16 protein-coding genes are annotated in these 15,611 nt (G+C 76.3%); 11 read left to right on the forward strand and 5 right to left on the reverse strand.

The window, feature by feature from the left end; translation table 11 throughout:
- Positions 1–10 precede the first annotated feature (10 nt).
- From hutU to CHC04_RS09695, 5 genes are all read left to right on the forward strand, one after another.
- On the forward strand, positions 11–1,687 hold the full coding sequence (hutU, locus tag CHC04_RS09675; RefSeq protein WP_089403699.1) for a urocanate hydratase: 1,677 nt from the start codon (positions 11–13) through the stop codon (positions 1,685–1,687).
- The gene (locus CHC04_RS09680) at positions 1,684–2,922 is read left to right on the forward strand and encodes an allantoate amidohydrolase (protein ID WP_217897278.1); all 1,239 of its coding nucleotides are present in this window, start codon (positions 1,684–1,686) and stop codon (positions 2,920–2,922) included. Before hutU ends, CHC04_RS09680 begins: the two co-directional genes overlap by 4 nt.
- A complete protein-coding gene (locus CHC04_RS09685) occupies positions 2,919–4,265 on the forward strand; it encodes a formimidoylglutamate deiminase (protein ID WP_089403700.1) in 1,347 nt (448 codons plus the stop codon). The genes CHC04_RS09680 and CHC04_RS09685 overlap by 4 nt, the downstream gene beginning before the upstream one ends.
- Positions 4,262–5,419, forward strand: a complete 1,158-nt coding sequence (hutI, locus tag CHC04_RS09690) for an imidazolonepropionase (RefSeq protein ID WP_089404017.1) — start codon at positions 4,262–4,264, stop codon at positions 5,417–5,419. The genes CHC04_RS09685 and hutI overlap by 4 nt, the downstream gene beginning before the upstream one ends.
- A 61-nt stretch (positions 5,420–5,480) precedes the next feature.
- Complete coding sequence (locus tag CHC04_RS09695; protein WP_089403701.1) at positions 5,481–5,885, forward strand: hypothetical protein; 405 nt, start codon at positions 5,481–5,483, stop codon at positions 5,883–5,885.
- A gap of 31 nt (positions 5,886–5,916) precedes the next feature.
- On the opposite strand, the gene CHC04_RS24090 is transcribed toward CHC04_RS09695, so the two are convergent.
- The 3 genes from CHC04_RS24090 to CHC04_RS09705 all read right to left on the reverse strand — a co-directional run bounded on the left by CHC04_RS24090 (position 5,917) and on the right by CHC04_RS09705 (position 8,578).
- The gene (locus CHC04_RS24090) at positions 5,917–6,087 is read right to left on the reverse strand and encodes a hypothetical protein (RefSeq protein WP_176449922.1); all 171 of its coding nucleotides are present in this window, start codon (positions 6,085–6,087) and stop codon (positions 5,917–5,919) included.
- Positions 6,088–6,168: 81 nt separating this feature from the next.
- Positions 6,169–6,963 carry an IclR family transcriptional regulator domain-containing protein gene (locus CHC04_RS09700; RefSeq protein WP_245817091.1) on the reverse strand — a complete coding sequence of 265 codons (795 nt, stop codon included), beginning with the start codon at positions 6,961–6,963 and terminating at the stop codon, positions 6,169–6,171.
- Between the two features lie 115 nt (positions 6,964–7,078).
- Positions 7,079–8,578 (reverse strand): amidohydrolase family protein, encoded by a 1,500-nt coding sequence (locus CHC04_RS09705; protein WP_089404018.1) that lies wholly within the window; start codon positions 8,576–8,578, stop codon positions 7,079–7,081.
- A 229-nt stretch (positions 8,579–8,807) separates the two neighbouring features.
- Here CHC04_RS09705 and CHC04_RS09710 point away from each other — a divergent pair, with 229 nt between their 5' ends.
- Genes CHC04_RS09710 through CHC04_RS09725 form a run of 4 tightly spaced genes read left to right on the forward strand, consistent with a single transcriptional unit; the run spans position 8,808 to position 12,694 of the window.
- Positions 8,808–9,998, forward strand: coding sequence for a CaiB/BaiF CoA transferase family protein (locus CHC04_RS09710; protein ID WP_089403703.1), 1,191 nt, complete (start codon positions 8,808–8,810; stop codon positions 9,996–9,998).
- A complete protein-coding gene (locus CHC04_RS09715; protein ID WP_089403704.1) occupies positions 9,995–10,807 on the forward strand; it encodes a citryl-CoA lyase in 813 nt (270 codons plus the stop codon). The genes CHC04_RS09710 and CHC04_RS09715 overlap by 4 nt, the downstream gene beginning before the upstream one ends.
- Positions 10,804–11,775, forward strand: a complete 972-nt coding sequence (locus CHC04_RS09720) for a zinc-binding dehydrogenase (protein ID WP_089403705.1) — start codon at positions 10,804–10,806, stop codon at positions 11,773–11,775. The genes CHC04_RS09715 and CHC04_RS09720 overlap by 4 nt, the downstream gene beginning before the upstream one ends.
- A 55-nt stretch (positions 11,776–11,830) precedes the next feature.
- Entirely contained in the window at positions 11,831–12,694 is an 864-nt protein-coding gene (locus CHC04_RS09725) for a dioxygenase family protein (protein WP_089403706.1), read from the forward strand.
- 9 nt (positions 12,695–12,703) lie between these two features.
- Here CHC04_RS09725 and CHC04_RS09730 read toward each other — a convergent pair whose 3' ends face one another.
- Entirely contained in the window at positions 12,704–13,099 is a 396-nt protein-coding gene (locus CHC04_RS09730) for a nuclear transport factor 2 family protein (RefSeq protein ID WP_217897279.1), read from the reverse strand.
- Positions 13,096–14,130, reverse strand: a complete 1,035-nt coding sequence (locus tag CHC04_RS09735) for a uroporphyrinogen decarboxylase family protein (protein WP_089403707.1) — start codon at positions 14,128–14,130, stop codon at positions 13,096–13,098. The genes CHC04_RS09730 and CHC04_RS09735 overlap by 4 nt, the downstream gene beginning before the upstream one ends.
- A gap of 251 nt (positions 14,131–14,381) precedes the next feature.
- On the opposite strand from CHC04_RS09735, the gene CHC04_RS09740 reads away from it, so the two are divergent.
- Together CHC04_RS09740 and CHC04_RS09745 are read left to right on the forward strand one after the other, a co-directional pair.
- On the forward strand, positions 14,382–15,209 hold the full coding sequence (locus tag CHC04_RS09740) for a hypothetical protein (protein WP_089403708.1): 828 nt from the start codon (positions 14,382–14,384) through the stop codon (positions 15,207–15,209).
- 90 nt (positions 15,210–15,299) lie between these two features.
- Positions 15,300–15,608 carry a hypothetical protein gene (locus tag CHC04_RS09745; RefSeq protein ID WP_141233751.1) on the forward strand — a complete coding sequence of 103 codons (309 nt, stop codon included), beginning with the start codon at positions 15,300–15,302 and terminating at the stop codon, positions 15,606–15,608.
- The last annotated feature ends 3 nt before the right edge of the window (positions 15,609–15,611 follow it).

A 15,611-nucleotide genomic window follows, 5' to 3' on the forward strand; every position in this document is an offset into this window, starting at 1 on the left:
GACGACCACCGTGGAAGGCGCCCGCCCCGTCCGTGCCGCACGCGGCACCGCCCGCACCGCCCGCTCCTGGCAGACCGAGGCGCCGCTGCGGATGCTCATGAACAACCTCGACCCCGAGGTGGCCGAGCGGCCCGACGACCTCGTCGTCTACGGCGGCACCGGGCGCGCGGCCCGCTCCTGGGCCGCCTTCGACGCGATGGTCGCCACGCTGCGCGAGCTCGGCGACGACGAGACGATGCTCGTGCAGTCGGGCAAGCCGGTCGGGGTGCTGCGCACCCACGAGTGGGCGCCGCGGGTGCTCATCGCCAACTCCAACCTGGTCGGCGGCTGGGCCACCTGGCCGGAGTTCCGCCGGCTGGAGCAGCTCGGGCTGACCATGTACGGGCAGATGACCGCCGGGTCGTGGATCTACATCGGCACCCAGGGCATCCTGCAGGGCACCTACGAGACCTTCGCCGCGGTGGCCGCCAAGCGCTTCGGCGGCACGCTGGCCGGCACCCTGACCGTGACCGGCGGCTGCGGCGGCATGGGCGGTGCCCAGCCGCTGGCGGTGACGCTCAACGGCGGCGTCTGCCTCGTCGTCGACGTCGACCCCGCGCGGCTGCACCGGCGGGTCGCCCAGCGCTACCTCGACGAGGTCGCCGAGGACCTCGACGCGGCGGTCGCCCGCTGCGAGCAGGCCCGGCGGGACCGGGTCCCGCTGTCGGTGGGCCTGGTGGGCAACTGCGCCGCCGTGCTGCCCGAGCTGCTCCGGCGGGGCGTGCAGGCCGACGTCGTCACCGACCAGACCTCGGCCCACGACCCGCTGTCCTACCTGCCCGACGGCGTCGACCTCGGCGACTGGGCCGACTACGCCCGCACCAAGCCCGACGAGTTCACCGACCGGGCCCGGGCCTCGATGGCGCGGCACGTCGAGGCGATGGTCGGCTTCCTGGACGCCGGCACGGAGGTCTTCGACTACGGCAACTCCATCCGGGACGAGGCCCGCCAGGGCGGCTTCGGCCGCGCCTTCGCCTTCCCCGGCTTCGTGCCGGCCTACATCCGGCCGCTGTTCACCGAGGGCAAGGGCCCGTTCCGGTGGGCGGCGCTGTCCGGCGACCCCGCCGACATCCGCGCCACCGACGAGGCCGTCCTCGACCTGTTCCCCGACTCCGACCACCTGCACCGGTGGATCCGCGCCGCGCAGGACAAGGTCGCCTTCCAGGGGCTGCCGGCCCGCATCTGCTGGCTCGGCTACGGCGAGCGTGAGAAGGCCGGGGTGCGCTTCAACGACATGGTCGCCTCCGGCGAGCTGTCGGCCCCCGTCGTCATCGGCCGCGACCACCTCGACTGCGGGTCGGTCGCCTCCCCCTACCGCGAGACCGAGGGGATGGCCGACGGGTCCGACGCGATCGCCGACTGGCCGCTGCTCAACGCCCTGGTCAACACCGCCTCCGGCGCGTCCTGGGTGTCGATCCACCACGGCGGCGGCGTCGGCATCGGCCGCTCCGTCCACGCCGGCCAGGTGACCGTCGCCGACGGCACCCCGCTGGCCGGGCAGAAGATCGAGCGGGTGCTCACCAACGACCCCGGCACCGGCGTCCTCCGGCACATCGACTCCGGCGACGCGCCCGAGTTCGGCAACGACGCCGGACCGCTCGCCGAGCACCCCGAGGGGGGCGTGCGGGTCCCGATGGCGGGCCGGTGACCGCGCCGGACCCGCAGCGGGCCGCGTCCGCCGGCTTCGACCGGATGTGGGCGGAGCTGGCGCCGGTCGGCCGGTCCGGTGCGACCGGGGGCTACTCGCGCTTCGCCTGGACCCGCGAGGACGCCGCGCTGCGGGAGTGGTTCGCCGGGGCCTGCGCCGAGCGCGGCCTGGCCCTCGACGTCGACCGGGCGGGCAACCAGTGGGCGTGGTGGGGCGACCCGGACGCCGCGGTGTCCGCCGGCGCCCCCGGGGTGGTGATCGGCTCGCACCTGGACTCCGTCCCCGACGGCGGGGCGTTCGACGGCCCGCTCGGCGTGGTCGGCGCGCTGGCCGCGGTCGACGAGCTGCGGGCCGCCGGCGTCGCCCCGTCCCGGCCGGTCGGGGTGGTCGCCTTCGGCGACGAGGAGGGCGCCCGGTTCGGGGTCGCCTGCGCCGGCTCGCGCGTCCTCACCGGCGCGCTGCCGGCGCAGCGGGCGCTGGGCCTCGTGGACGGCGACGGCACCACCCTGGCCGAGGCGCTGACCGCGGCCGGGCGCGACCCGGGCGACCTCGGCCGCGACGACCGTGCCCTGGCCCGCGTCGGCGCGTTCGTCGAGCTGCACGTCGAGCAGGGGTACGGGCTCGCCGGCCTGGACCGGCCGGTGGCCGTGGGCACCGGCATCTGGCCGCACGGCCGGTGGCGGTTCGACCTGGCCGGGCAGGCCGACCACGCCGGCACCACCCGGCTCGCCGACCGCGACGACCCGATGCTGGCCCTCGCCGCGCTCGTGCAGCGGGCCCGCGAGCTCGCGGTGCGGCACGGCGTCCTCGCCACCTGCGGCAAGGTCGTCGTCCGGCCCAACGGGGTCAACGCGATCCCGTCGTCGGTGACCGGCTGGCTCGACGCCCGCGGCGAGGACCAGGCGGCCGTGCGGGCGCTGGTCGAGGAGTTCGCCGCGTCGGCCGCCGACCTCGGCGGGACCCTCACCGAGGAGTCCTGGACCGACGCGACGTCCTTCGACGCGTCCCTGGCCGACCGGCTCGCCGCGGTGCTCGGCGGGGGTGACGTGCCCCGCCTGGCCACCGGCGCCGGGCACGACGCCGGGGTCCTGGCCGCCGCCGGCGTCCCCGCCGCGATGCTCCTCGTCCGCAACCCCACCGGGATCTCGCACTCGCCCGAGGAGTTCGCCGAGCCCGACGACTGCCACCGCGGGGTGCACGCCCTGGCCGCCGTGGTCGCCTCCCTCACGCGGTGACCGTGCTGTTCGCGCCGCACGCGCACCTGCCCGGCGGCCTGCGCACCGGCGTGCTGCTGGAGATCACCGGCGGCCGGTTCACCTCGGTGCGGCACGGGGTGCCCCCGGCCGAGGTGCCCGCCGGCGCGCACCGGCTGCCGGGGGTGGCCGTGCCCGGGTTCGCCGACGCCCACAGCCACGCGTTCCACCGGGCGCTGCGCGGCCGCACCTCCGCCGGCGGCGGCACGTTCTGGACCTGGCGGGAGGCGGCCTACGACGTCGCCGGGCGGATCGACCCCGACGGGTACCTCGAACTGGCGCGCGCCGCCTACGCCGAGATGGCGCTGGCCGGGGTGAGCACGGTGGGGGAGTTCCACTACCTGCACCACGCGCCCGGCGGTGCGCGCTACACCGATCCCAACGCGATGGCTGAGGCGCTCCGGCAGGCCGCGGCCGACGCCGGCGTCCGGCTCACCCTGCTCGACACCGCCTACCTCGCCGGCGGGCTGTCCGGGGCCGGGCACGAGGAGCTCGCCGGGGCGCAGCTGCGGTTCGGCGACGGCGACGTGCACCGCTGGGCCGAGCGGGTGTCGGCGCTGCGCGGGTCGGCCGGATTCCGGGTCGGCGCGGCCGTGCACTCCGTCCGCGCGGTGCCGGCCGCCGACCTGCCGGTGGTCGTGGCGGCCGCACGCGGTGGGCTGGGTGGGGCGGACCGGTCGCCGCTGCACGTGCACGTGTCCGAGCAGCCCGCCGAGAACGAGGCCTGCCGGGCGTTCTACGGCCGCACCCCGACCCGGCTGCTGGCCGACGCGGGGGCCTGGGACGCCGCCGCGACGGCGGTGCACGCGACCCACCTGACCGAGGCCGACGTCGCGCTGCTCGGCGGCGCGGGCGCGACGGCGTGCCTGTGCCCCACGACCGAGCGGGACCTCGCCGACGGCATCGGCCCGGCCCGCGCGCTGCTCGACGCCGGGGCGGCGCTGAGCCTGGGCAGCGACCAGCACGCCGTCGCCGACCTGCTGGAGGAGGCCCGGGCGATGGAGGCGCACGAGCGGCTGGTGACCCTGGAGCGCGGCCGGTTCACCCCCGGCCAGCTGCTGGCGGCGCTCACCGCCCACGCGAGCCTCGGCTGGGAGGACGCCGGCCGGATCGAGCCCGGCGCCCGGGCGGACCTGGTGGTGCTGCGCACCGACACCGTGGGCACCGCGGGCGCGCTGCCCGACCAGGTCCTGCTCACGGCCTCGCGCGCCGACGTCGACACCGTCTACGTCGACGGCGTCCCCGTCGTGGAGGGCGGCCGGCACCGGCTGGGCGACGTGGGCGCCCTGCTCGGCGCCGCGGTGCGGCGGGTGTGGGCGCGGTGACCAGCACCCTGGTCACCGGCATCGCCGAGCTGGTCACCAACGACCCCGCGGTGGGCGACGGGTCCCCGCTCGGCGTCCTGCGCGGCGCGGCCGTGGTGGCCGAGGACGGCCGCGTGCGGTGGACGGGGCCGGCCGCGGCCGCGCCGGCGGCCGACCGCCGGGTCGACGTCGGCGGGCGGGCGGTGGTGCCCGGCTTCGTCGACTCCCACAGCCACCTGGTCTTCGCCGGCGACCGGGCCGCGGAGTTCGCCGCGCGCATGGCCGGGCAGCCCTACGACGGCGGGGGCATCGCCACCACCGTGGCGGCCACCCGGCGCGCCGGCGCGGCCGAGCTGGGCGGGCTGGCCGCCGCGCGGGTCGCGGAGATGCGCGCGCAGGGCACCACCACCGTGGAGGTCAAGAGCGGCTACGGGCTCACCGTGGAGCACGAGGTCGCGTCGCTGACCGCGGCCGCGGCCGTCACGTCCGAGACGACGTTCCTGGGTGCCCACGTGGTGCCGCCGGGCGCCGCGCGGGAGGAGTACCTCGCGCTGGTCACCGGGGAGATGCTGCGGGCGTGCGCGCCGCTGGCGCGGTGGATCGACGTGTTCTGCGAGCCGGGCAGCGCCCGCGCGTTCGACGGCGACGAGGCCCGCGCGGTGCTGACGGCCGGGCGGGCGGCCGGCCTGGGACTGCGGGTGCACGGCAACCAGCTCGGCCCCGGTCCCGGGGTGCAGCTGGCCGTCGAGCTGGGGGCGGCCAGCGTCGACCACTGCACGCACCTGTCCGACGCCGACGTCGCGGCCCTGGCCGACGGCGACACCGTCGCGACGCTGCTGCCCGGCGTCGAGTTCGCCACCCGCTCGCCCTATCCCGACGGGCGCGGGCTGCTCGACGCCGGGGTCACCGTCGCGCTGGCCACCGACTGCAACCCCGGCACCTGCTACAGCTCCTCGATGCCGCTGATGATCGCCCTGGCGGTGCGGGAGATGCACCTGACGCCGGCCGAGGCGCTGTGGGCGGCCACCGCCGGCGGCGCCCGGGCGCTGCGCCGGACCGACGTCGGGACGCTCGCGGTCGGCGCCCGGGCCGACCTCGCCGTCCTCGCCGCGCCGAGCTCCGTCCACCTGGCCTACCGCCCGGGCGTGCCGATCGCCTCGGCGCTGGAGCTCTGAGGCGCTGGAGCTCCGAGGCGCAGGAGCTCTGAGGCGGCCGGGCGGCCTACCGTGCGGCGGCATGACGCACCGGGCGGCGCTCGCGGCGGTCGCCGCGGCCCAGCTGGCGGCCCAGGGAGTCGGTCACGTCGTCGCCCTGCGGCGCCGCCGCACCGTCGACGTCCCGTTCATGGCGGGCACGCCGGAGCACCTCGTGCGGGACTGGCTGTGGTTCGGCACCGCCTACAGCGCGCCCCCGTACCTGCTCGGGCCGCAGCTGTGGGCGGTCGGCCGGCTGCTGCGCGGGCCGGACGACCGCGCCCGGTGGGTGCTGCGGTGGCTGGGGACGGGCCTGTCGCTGGGCTACCCGAGCGAGCGGTGGAACCGGGTGCGGATCCGGCCGGGCGGGTTCGACCCCCTCGAGACGCCGGTCGTCGCGGTCGGGTGGGGGTGCGCGGTGGCGATGGCCGTCCTCGCCCGCCGCTGACCCGCCACCGGCCCGCCGGTGGGTGCGCCGCTCAGGCGGGCTCGGGCACGCCGCCGGGGTCGCCGCCGGGAGCGTCCGGGGTGGCCTCGATCGGCGGGGGCGGCAGCGGCTCGGGGGCGTCGGGCAGCAGCTCGCCCGGGTCGTCCGGGATCGGCTCGTCGGGGTCGATCTCCGGACCGGGCTCGGGCAGCGGGGCGACCATGCGGGGAGTCAAGCAGCGCGCGGTGCCCGTGGCGAGGCCCGGCGGACCCCGAGGTCCGGAGCCGCCCGCCGTCCCGCCGGGCTACGCGGTGGCCGAGCCCGACGGCCGAGGCAGCTGGACGTGCGGACGGGACTGCCACAGCGCCCACTCGGCACCGACCTCGCCGGCCGCGCGGAGCAGCAGCGGCAGGTGCTCTCCGAGCAACTGGTCGGTGGTGGTCTCGGCCGCGTGCACGGTGACGTTCATGGCGGCCTGCACGACGCCGTCCCGGTCGCGGACGGGGACCGCGACCGAGCGCACCCCCGGGGCCAGCTCCTCGTCTGCCAGCGCCCACCCCCGGGCGCGGACCTCCGTCAGCTCCTCGTGCAGCTGCTCCGGCGTCCGGTCGGTCCGCGTGGGCAGCCCCGACCGGCTCGGCTGGGCCAGCGTCGCGGCGAGCCGGTCCGGGGGCAGGGCGGCCAGCAGGACCTTGCCCTGCGAGGTCAGCACCGCCGGGAACCGCGTGCCGATGTCCACCCGCAGCGCGATCAGCTTGGGAACCGACACCCGGGCGACGTAGACGATGTCAGCGCCGTCGAGCTGCGCCATGGACGACGACTCGCCGGTCCGGGCGACCAGCGCCTCGAGGTGCGGGCGGGCGATGTCCCACAGGCCGAGCGCCCCGACGTAGGCCATGCCGAGGGTGAGCACCTTGGGGGTCAGCTGGAACGCCCCGCCGGAGGACCGGACGAACCCCAGCTCCTCCAGGGTGAGCAGCAGCCGACGGGCGGTGGGCCGGGCGAGCCCGACCGCGGTCGCCACCTCCGTCAGCGACATGCTGCGGTGGTCGGCGTCGAAGCAGGCCAGGACGTCCAGCCCGCGGGCCAGAGCCTCCACGAAGTCCGGTCCCCTGCCGCGCCCCGCCATCGCACATCCCTCCCCCTCGGCGAGGATGACACGGGCCGCGGGCGGCGGCGTGCGCCCCGCCGGGCGCGTCACCGGTCCGGGTCGGTCACCGCCCCAGGACGCGCTCCTCGCCGCCGGCCCGCTTGGACTCGTCCTTGAAGTCGGTGTACTGGTACGGGTTCTCGAGGATCGACTGCTCCGCCTCCGGCGCATCCGGGAACATCCCGGCCTCCCAGACCTCCTCACCGCACTCCGCCCTCAGGTACCCGATCGTGTCCTCGATCTCCTGGCGCACCGCGGCGAGGTCGATCCCGACCAGCCTGCCGTCGGACTTCACCACCCGGCCGTCGACGACGACGGTGTGCACGTCGCCGCGCTGGGCCTGGAACACCACGTGCCCGACCGGGTTGAGCAGCGGGAAGGAGACGGGGGAGTGGTCGTTCTTCACCAGGACGAGGTCGGCCTTCTTGCCGACCTCGACGCTGCCCAGGTCACGGTCGCGGCCGATCGTGTGTGCCCCGCCGCGGGTGCACCACTCCAGGACCCTCGCCGCCCGCAGCCGCAGGTGGGTGATGGTCTCCCCCTGGAGGTGCGCGGTGAGGTGCTCGGCCATGCGGTCGGCGTTGAGCGTGGCGCGCATGGCGGAGAACATGTCGCCGCTCCACCAGACGCTGGTGTCCATCGACAGCGACACCGGGATGCCGTACTGCAGCACCTGCTCGGTGGGCGCGTGGCCCTGCCCGGCGCTGCACTCGGACTCGGTCGCCACCGAGATCGACCCGCCGGTGGCCGCGATCCGCTGGTAGCTGTCGCGGGTCAGCGTCGAGGCGTGCACGTAGGTCGTCTCCGGCGTCATGAACCCGCCGTCGTACATCTGCTGGATGCCGGTGTCGCTGGTCGCGCCCCACACGCCGGCGTGCGTGGTGACCGGGATGCCGAGGTCGCGGGCCACCTCGAAGGCCGCCCGCTCCGGGAAGGCGGGGTCGCCGGTGACGTCGAACGCCATCTGCACGCCCATCCGGTCGTCCCCGGCGTCGCGCAGCCGCTCGAGGATCGAGCGGACGGCCGGGTCGGCGCTCCACTCCCACGGCCCGGCCTGGATGTTGCCGTAGGCCAGGACGAACCGGCCGGGCACCGACCGGAGCGCCTCGATCGCTGCCTCGGCGTGGTCGGTGGTGTGCAGGTTGTGCGACCAGTCGACCGTGGTGGTGACGCCGGCGTCGAGCGACTCGATCGCCGCGAGCCGGTTGCCCGCCGCGATGTCCTGCGGCCGGAACTTCCGCCCGTGCTCGAGGTAGTACCAGACGAAGTACTGGGTGAGCGTCCAGTCGGCGCCGTAGCCGCGCATGGCCGTCTGCCACATGTGCCGGTGGGTGTCGATCATGCCGGGCATGACGATGCCGCCCGAGGCGTCGACCTCGGCGGTGCCCTCGGGGACGTCCAGCCGGTGTCCCACCGCGGCGATCCGGTCGTCGACTACGAGCACGTCGGCGTCCCGGAGGACCGTCGCGGCGTCGTCCACGGTCAGGACGGTGCCGCCGCGGAACACGAGCGGACGGCCGGCCACGGGGACGCCGGCCCCGTCGCCGCTGGCAGCACCGGACATGCCCATCGTCTCCTCCTCGGCCGGGGGGTGTCACCCGGACCGCTGTCCGCCTGACGGCCACTGGTCCGAGCGGCGCCACTCTGGTGTGACGCCGACCACGTGTCAAGGACCGAGGGACGGGCGTGACGGACGGCAAGCGACCGTTGACAGGCCCGGTCGCGGCCTCCAGACTCCGGCCCGGACGCACGTCCGCATCGCGGAGTCCCCGGACGAGAGGCGAGCCCGACCGATGACGTCAGGACCCCCCGACCCGGCGCCCCGCGGGCCGCTCGCGGGCCTCCTCGTGGCCGACTTCTCCCGGGTCCTCGCCGGCCCCTACGCCACGATGCTGCTGGCCGACCTCGGCGCCGAGGTGGTCAAGGTCGAGGGACCGGGCGGGGACGACACCCGCACCTGGCAGCCCCCGGTCCGGGACGGCGTGTCGACCTACTACCTCGGCGTCAACCGCAACAAGCGCTCGGTCGTGCTGGACCTCAAGGACGCCGGCGACGCCGCCCTCGCGCGGGAGCTGGCGCGGCGGGCCGACGTGCTCGTGGAGAACTTCAAGCCCGGCGGACTGGCCCGCTTCGGCCTGGACCACGCCAGTGTCGCGGCGGAGAACCCGCGGGTCGTCTACGCGTCGATCAGCGGGTTCGGCAGCGCGCCGGGGGGACGGTCGCTGCCGGGCTACGACCTCATCGTGCAGGCCATCTCGGGGTTCATGAGCCTGACCGGCGACCCCGAGGGGGAGCCGTACCGGGCCGGCGTGGCGCTCTTCGACGTCATGGCCGGTCTGCACGCCACGATCGGGGTGCTCTCGGCGTTGAACCACCGCCACGAGACCGGAGAGGGCCAGCACGTGGAGGTCGACCTGCTCTCCTCGGCCCTGTCGGGCCTGGTGAACCAGACCAGCGCGTTCGTCGCGGGCGGGGTCGTCCCCTTCCGCATGGGCAATAGCCACCCCAGCCTGTTCCCCTACGAGCCTCTGCCGTGCGCCGACGGGGAGCTCATCGTCACCGCGGGCAACGACGGCCAGTTCCGTCGGCTCTGCGAGGTGCTCGGGGTGCCCGGGCTCGTCGACGACCCGCGGTTCGCCCGCAACGAGGACCGGACGGCCAACCGCGACCAGCTCCGACCGCTGCTGGTCGAGCGGCTCCGCACCCGCTCGAAGGCGGACTGGTTCCGCGACATCATCGGCGCGGGGGTGCCGTGCGGACCGATCAACACCATCGACCAGGGCGTGGCCTTCGCCGAGGAGATCGGCCTCGCCCCGGTGGTCAGCGCCGGGGAGGGCGCGACCGCGGTCCCCTCGGTGCGCAACCCGATCACCTTCTCGGCGACCGCGGCGGAGTACCGGCTGCCACCGCCGACGCTCGACGAGCACGGCGCGGAGATCCGCCGGTGGCTGGCGGAGCCCGCCGGTGAGGAGGCATCGGCATGAGCGGTGACGGGCTCTCGTTCCCGACGTCCCTCGGGACGTCGACCGCCGAGGAGATCCGACTGCTCGGCCGGGACCTCACCACCGAGCTGATGGGCCGGGTCGGCTTCGGCGAGCTGGCGTTCTGGCTGCTGAGCACGCGTCGTCCCACGCCGGCCGAGACCCGTGTGTTCGAGGCGGTGCTGGTCGCCCTCGCCGACCACGGCTTCACGCCCACCGCGATCGCCACCCGGCTGACCTACCTGTCGGCGCCGGACTCCCTGCAGGGGGCGCTGGCCGCGGGGCTGCTGGGCGGCGGTTCCCGGTTCCTCGGCGTCACCGAGGACTGCGGGGTCTTCCTGCACGCGGTCCTCGAGGCGCAGGAGGGTCCGCTGCCCACCGACGACGACGGCTGGGACGCCCTGGCGCTGGAGGCGGTCCGGGCCACGCGGGCAGCCGGCCGCCTCGTCCCCGGCCTCGGCCACCCGGTGCACAAGGTGCGCGACCCACGCACCGCGGTGCTCGTCCGCATCGCGGAGGAGGAGGGGCTGCGGGGGCCGCACCTGCGCCTGTTCGAGGCGGTCGGCCGGGTGCACGAGCAGGTCCTCGGCCGGCGGCTGCCGCTCAACGGCGCCGGGGTCTGCGGCGCCGCGCTGGCCGACCTGGGACTGCCCGTGGAGATGCTGCGCGGCGTCGCCCTCCTGGCCCGGGCGGCCGGCCTGCTGGGACACATCGCCGAGGAGCGCCGCCGGCCGATCGGCATGGACGCCTACCTGGCGGTCGACCGCAACGCGACCTACGTCGACCCCGACGGCCAGGAGTCGCCGGGATGAACGCGGCGGTCCTCACCGAACCGGGCGGCACGCCCGCGTACGCCGAGCACCCCGACCCGGTGCCGGCGGCCGGGCAGACGCTCGTCGCGGTGACCGCGGCGCCGATCGTCCCGCTGGACCAGCTGTGCGCGTCGGGCGCCTCGTACTTCGGGCGGCCCGCCACGCCCTACGTCCCCGGCGTCCAGGGCGTCGGGGTGGTGCGGCGCTCGGCGGTGCTGGCCGAGGGGACCCGCGTGTTCGTCTCGACCGCCGCCGGCATGCGGCCAGGGGACGGCAGCCTCGCCGAGGAGTGCGTGGTCCCCGACGAGGACGTCGTGGCGATCGACGCGGACGTCGACGACGCCGCACTCGCCGCCCTGGGCACGTCCGGGATCGCGGCCTGGGTCGTGCTCACCGAACGGGCCCACCTGCGGGCCGGCGAGACCGTGCTCGTCCTCGGCGGCGGGGGAGCGGTCGGGCAGGCGGCGATCGGAGCGGCCAGGCTGCTCGGCGCCGGCCGGGTGGTCGCCGTGTCCCGGTCGCCGGAGGCCCGGGAGCGGGCCCGCCGCGCCGGCGCCGACGAGGTGCTCGCCCCGGGCGGCGACGTCGACGAGCTGACCGCCCGGCTCCGCGACGCCGTCGGAGCCGGCGCCGACGTCGTGGTCGACCCGGTGTTCGGCACCGCAGCGACCGCCGCCTCGCGGGTGCTGGCGGTCCGCGGGCGGCTGGTCAACCTCGGCGGGTCCGGTGGCGACGTCGCGCAGTTCTCCTCGGCCGAGATCCGCAGCAGGTCGGCGTCGGTGCTCGGCCACACGAACAACCACCTGACCGCTGACGAGCGCCGCCACGCCGTCACCGCGGTGGCCGGCCACGCGGCGGCCGGCCGGCTCGCCGTCGCCCACGAGGTGCTCCCGCTCGCCCGGATCGCCGAGGCCTGGCGCCGGCAGGCGTCCGGGCAGGCGGGCGTGCGGCTGGTCATGACGCCCTGAACGACCCACTCGCGGGCGGCGCGCGCCGCCCGCGGCCCCCGAGGAGGAGGCGACCGTGCAGCTGGTCACCGAGGAGAACATCACCGATCTGGCCGTGGAGCGCTGGGGCACGGCCAGGGACCCCCGCACGGCGGAGCTCTTGACAGCGCTCGTGCGGCACCTGCACGACTTCGCCCGCGAGGTCCGGCTGACCGAGGCGGAGTGGATGGCGGCGGTCCAGTGGCTGACCCGCGCCGGGCAGATCAGCGACGCCAAGCGCGAGGAGTTCATCCTCGCCTCCGACGTGCTCGGCCTGTCGATGCTGGTCGTCCAGATGAACCACCGGCTCGACCCCCGCGCCACGCCGGCCACGGTGCTCGGCCCGTTCCACGTCGAGGGCTCGCCCGAGCTCGGGTACGGCGCCGACATGTCCCAGGGCCTGCCCGGCACGCCGCTGTTCGTCTCCGGCGTGGTGACCGACCTCGACGGCGCCCCCGTGCCGGGGGCGGTGCTCGACGTCTGGCAGGCCGACAACGAGGGGCTCTACGAGTCGCAGCACGCCGACGTGGACGAGGCCCGGCTGCGCGCGAAGTACCGGACCCGCGAGGACGGCAGCTACTGCCTGCGCACCGTCGCGCCGCTGGGCTACACGATCCCGATGGACGGGCCGGTGGGCGAGCTCATCACGCAGACGGCGATCAGCCACTTCCGGCCGGCGCACGTGCACTTCCTGCTCGACGTGCCCGGCTACGAGCCGTTGATCACCCACCTGTTCCAGGAGGGCGCGCAGTACCTCGACAGCGACGTCGTCTTCGGCACCAAGGCCGAGCTGGTCGTCCGGTTCGAGCAGCGGGAGCCCGGCGAGACCCCGGACGGCGGCACCTCGGCCGAGCCGTGGCTCGAGGCGAGGTACGACTTCGTGCTCCAGCCGACGGCGTAGGCCAGGGGGTCAGGCCGGCAGCGGCGTCGGCGCGTAGGCCAGCAGCCGCCACCGCCCCGAGGCCCGCGTCCACACGGCGAGGGCCAGGTTGTCGATCGTCTTCGGCACGCCGTCGACGTCGACGTCCGCGGTCATCCGGCCGACGACGAGCGCGCTGTCGCCCACCACGGCCACCCGCTCCACCGGGTGGTCGATGCGGCGGTAGACGTAGTAGCCCGAGCGCACCTTGCCCAGGTACTCGTCCTTGGTGTCCCGGGCGCCGCTGGAGTGGGCGTAGCTCAGCTCGTCGGCGCACAGCTCCGCGAGCACCGCCAGGTCGGCGTCCTGCATGGCCCGGTAGCGGCGGTCCTCGGCGGCCAGCACCGCGTGGACGTCCTCGGCGTGCGCGCCCGGCACCCCGGTCACAGCTCGGCCCGCAGGATCGCCGCCGCCTGCGCCAGTGCCCGCATCTTCCCGGCGGCCGACGCCCGGGGGAGGTACTTGAGTCCGCAGTCGCTGGAGAGCGCCAGCCGGTCGACGTCGACGTGGTCCAGCGCCCGCCGCACCCGCTGGGCGACCGTCTCCGGGGTCTCCACCTCGGGGGTCGACAGGTCGAGGACGCCGAGCGCGATGCCCTTGCCCCGCAGCGGCCGCAGGGTCGCGGGGTCCAGCCGCGACTGCGCCGTCTCGACCGAGATCGTGTCGGCCGGGGTGTCCGCGAGCTCGGGCAGGAACGAGTAGCCCGCCGGCCGCTCGGAGACCATCGCCGCGTAGCCGAAGCACAGGTGCACGTGCACCGGCCCGGCAGCGTCGGCCACGGCGCGGGTCACCGCCTCGGCGCCGAAGCGGCGGGCCACCTCGGGACGCGCCTGCAGCCACGGCTCGTCCACCTGGACGACGTCGGCGCCGGCGGCGAACAGGTCGGCGATCTCCTCGCGGACGACGTCGGCGTAGGCCATCGCCAGCGCCCGGTCGTCGCGGTAGTGCTCGTCCTGCGACTGCTGCGCCATCGTGAAGGGCCCGGGCACGGTGATCTTGGTCGCCCGGTCGGTGTGCGCGCGGAGGAACCGGACGTCGTCCACCTGGACCGGGGACGGTCGGTGGATCTCGCCGGTCACCCGGGGCACCGGGATCTCGATCCCCGACCGGTTGCGCACCGTCCCGGGCGGGTCGAGGTCGAGCCCGCCGAGCGCCGTCGCGAAGTGGTTGGAGTACGACTCCCGGCGGATCTCGCCGTCGGTCACCACGTCCAGCCCGGCCTCCTCCTGGGCGCGCACGGCTGCCAGCGTGGCGTCGTCCTGGGCCTCCTGCAGGTGCTGCGGCGGGATGCGCCACAGCTCCCGGGCGCGCACCCGCGGGGGGAACCGGTGACCCAGCCGCTCCCGGTCGATGAGCCAGTCGGGCTGGGGCAGGCTGCCGACGATCATCGTCGGCAGCAGGGGCAGCGGTGCCCGCATCCGGTCCTCCCGGGGTGTCTCGGTGCGCCCATCGTCTCCGCGCCCCCGGGCGCCGGCCACACCGGTCCCGGACGGGACGGCGCGCGGAGGGGGCGCGGATCCCGCCCCGGGTCCCTACCCTCGTGACGTGGGCAACATCGGCAAGGAAGTCCGCCGCATCGAGGTCCTGCCCGTGCCCGAGCCGACCCCCGGGCCGGCCTCGCCCGAGCGACCCGAGCCGCAGCGGGAACCGTCCCCGTCGAGGTAGTGCGGTGGACCCCTACGGTGGCTTCGAGCCACAGGTGGGCGAGATCAGGGCACTGCGCACCTTCCGCATCGGGCCGGACGGTCTGCTCTACCCCCTGTTCTCGGCCGACCCGTGGCACGAGGGCGCCAACACCGCGCGCTGCCTCCGGACCGACCGCCCGCCGCACCCCAGCCCCGCCCCGGACTGCACGTGCGGCTTCTACGCCTTCGGCGGGGAGCGGTGGCTCGGGGACCAGCCCCGCAGCCGGCACGTCCTCGCCGTGGTCGCCTGCTGGGGGCACGTGATCGCGGGGACCCGCGGCCTGCGCGCCGAGCACTGCCGGGTCGAGGCGCTGTGGCTGTCGGCCGCGGTGCCGGACGACCTGGTCGACCGGGTGCTGCGGAACCACCCCTCGGTGGCCGTCCACCGGGACCGCGCCCGGATGCTGGCCGAGCACCCGCCGACCGAGCTGGACTGCTACGAGCCCTCGGGCCGGGGGACGGGACGCGCCACCGGCCGCCTGTGGTGGTCCGCGGCGATCGCGGCAGCCGTGGTCGGGAGCCTCCCCGCCGACTGGCTGGGCGGCGCGCGCAGCGCCGCGTTGCTGACGATCGCCCTGGCAGCTGCCTTCGCGGTGGCGGCACTGCCCCTCGCGCCGCGGGGTCCGGATGCCGGGAGGCCGGGCCGGCGGCTGCTCTGCCTGGCGACCTCGGTGTGGCTCCTCGCCGGCTTCCTGGGCCCCGTCGGCCTGGTGTTCGTGCGGTTGCCCCTGCTGCAGGCCGTGTCGATCGCCGGGCTGCAGCACCTGTGCCTGCTCCTCGAGGGCCGGCGCATCCCCGCCCACATCCCCTGACCGCACGCCGTCGGGCGGTCGCGGAAACCCGTTGCCCGGGCGGAGGCGCGCTGGGAGGTTCGCCGCATGCCGCCCCGGAGCGTGGACCCCGTGTTCGAGCCGTTCCTGGCCACCGCCGAGGCCGTGGCCCGGGACCGGCCCGAGGTGGACCCGGAGGCGGCCCGGGAGGTGTTCCGCGAGGCAGCGACCCTGCTGCACGACGGCCTGGCCCTCGACGGTCTCGACGAGCACGACGCGCGCGCGGTGGTCGCCGCGCTGTGCCGCGACCTCGTCGCCGAGGACCCCGGCGCGGCGGTGCGCGCCCGGGCCCGCGCGGTGACCGAGCACCCCGGGGACCTGCACGACCCGGAGGGCGTGGCCGCCGCCCACCTGGTCGCCGCGTCGATCCTGCAGCTCTGACCG

Source organism: Geodermatophilus saharensis, from assembly GCF_900188205.1.
Classification (GTDB): Bacteria; Actinomycetota; Actinomycetes; order Mycobacteriales; family Geodermatophilaceae; genus Geodermatophilus; species Geodermatophilus saharensis.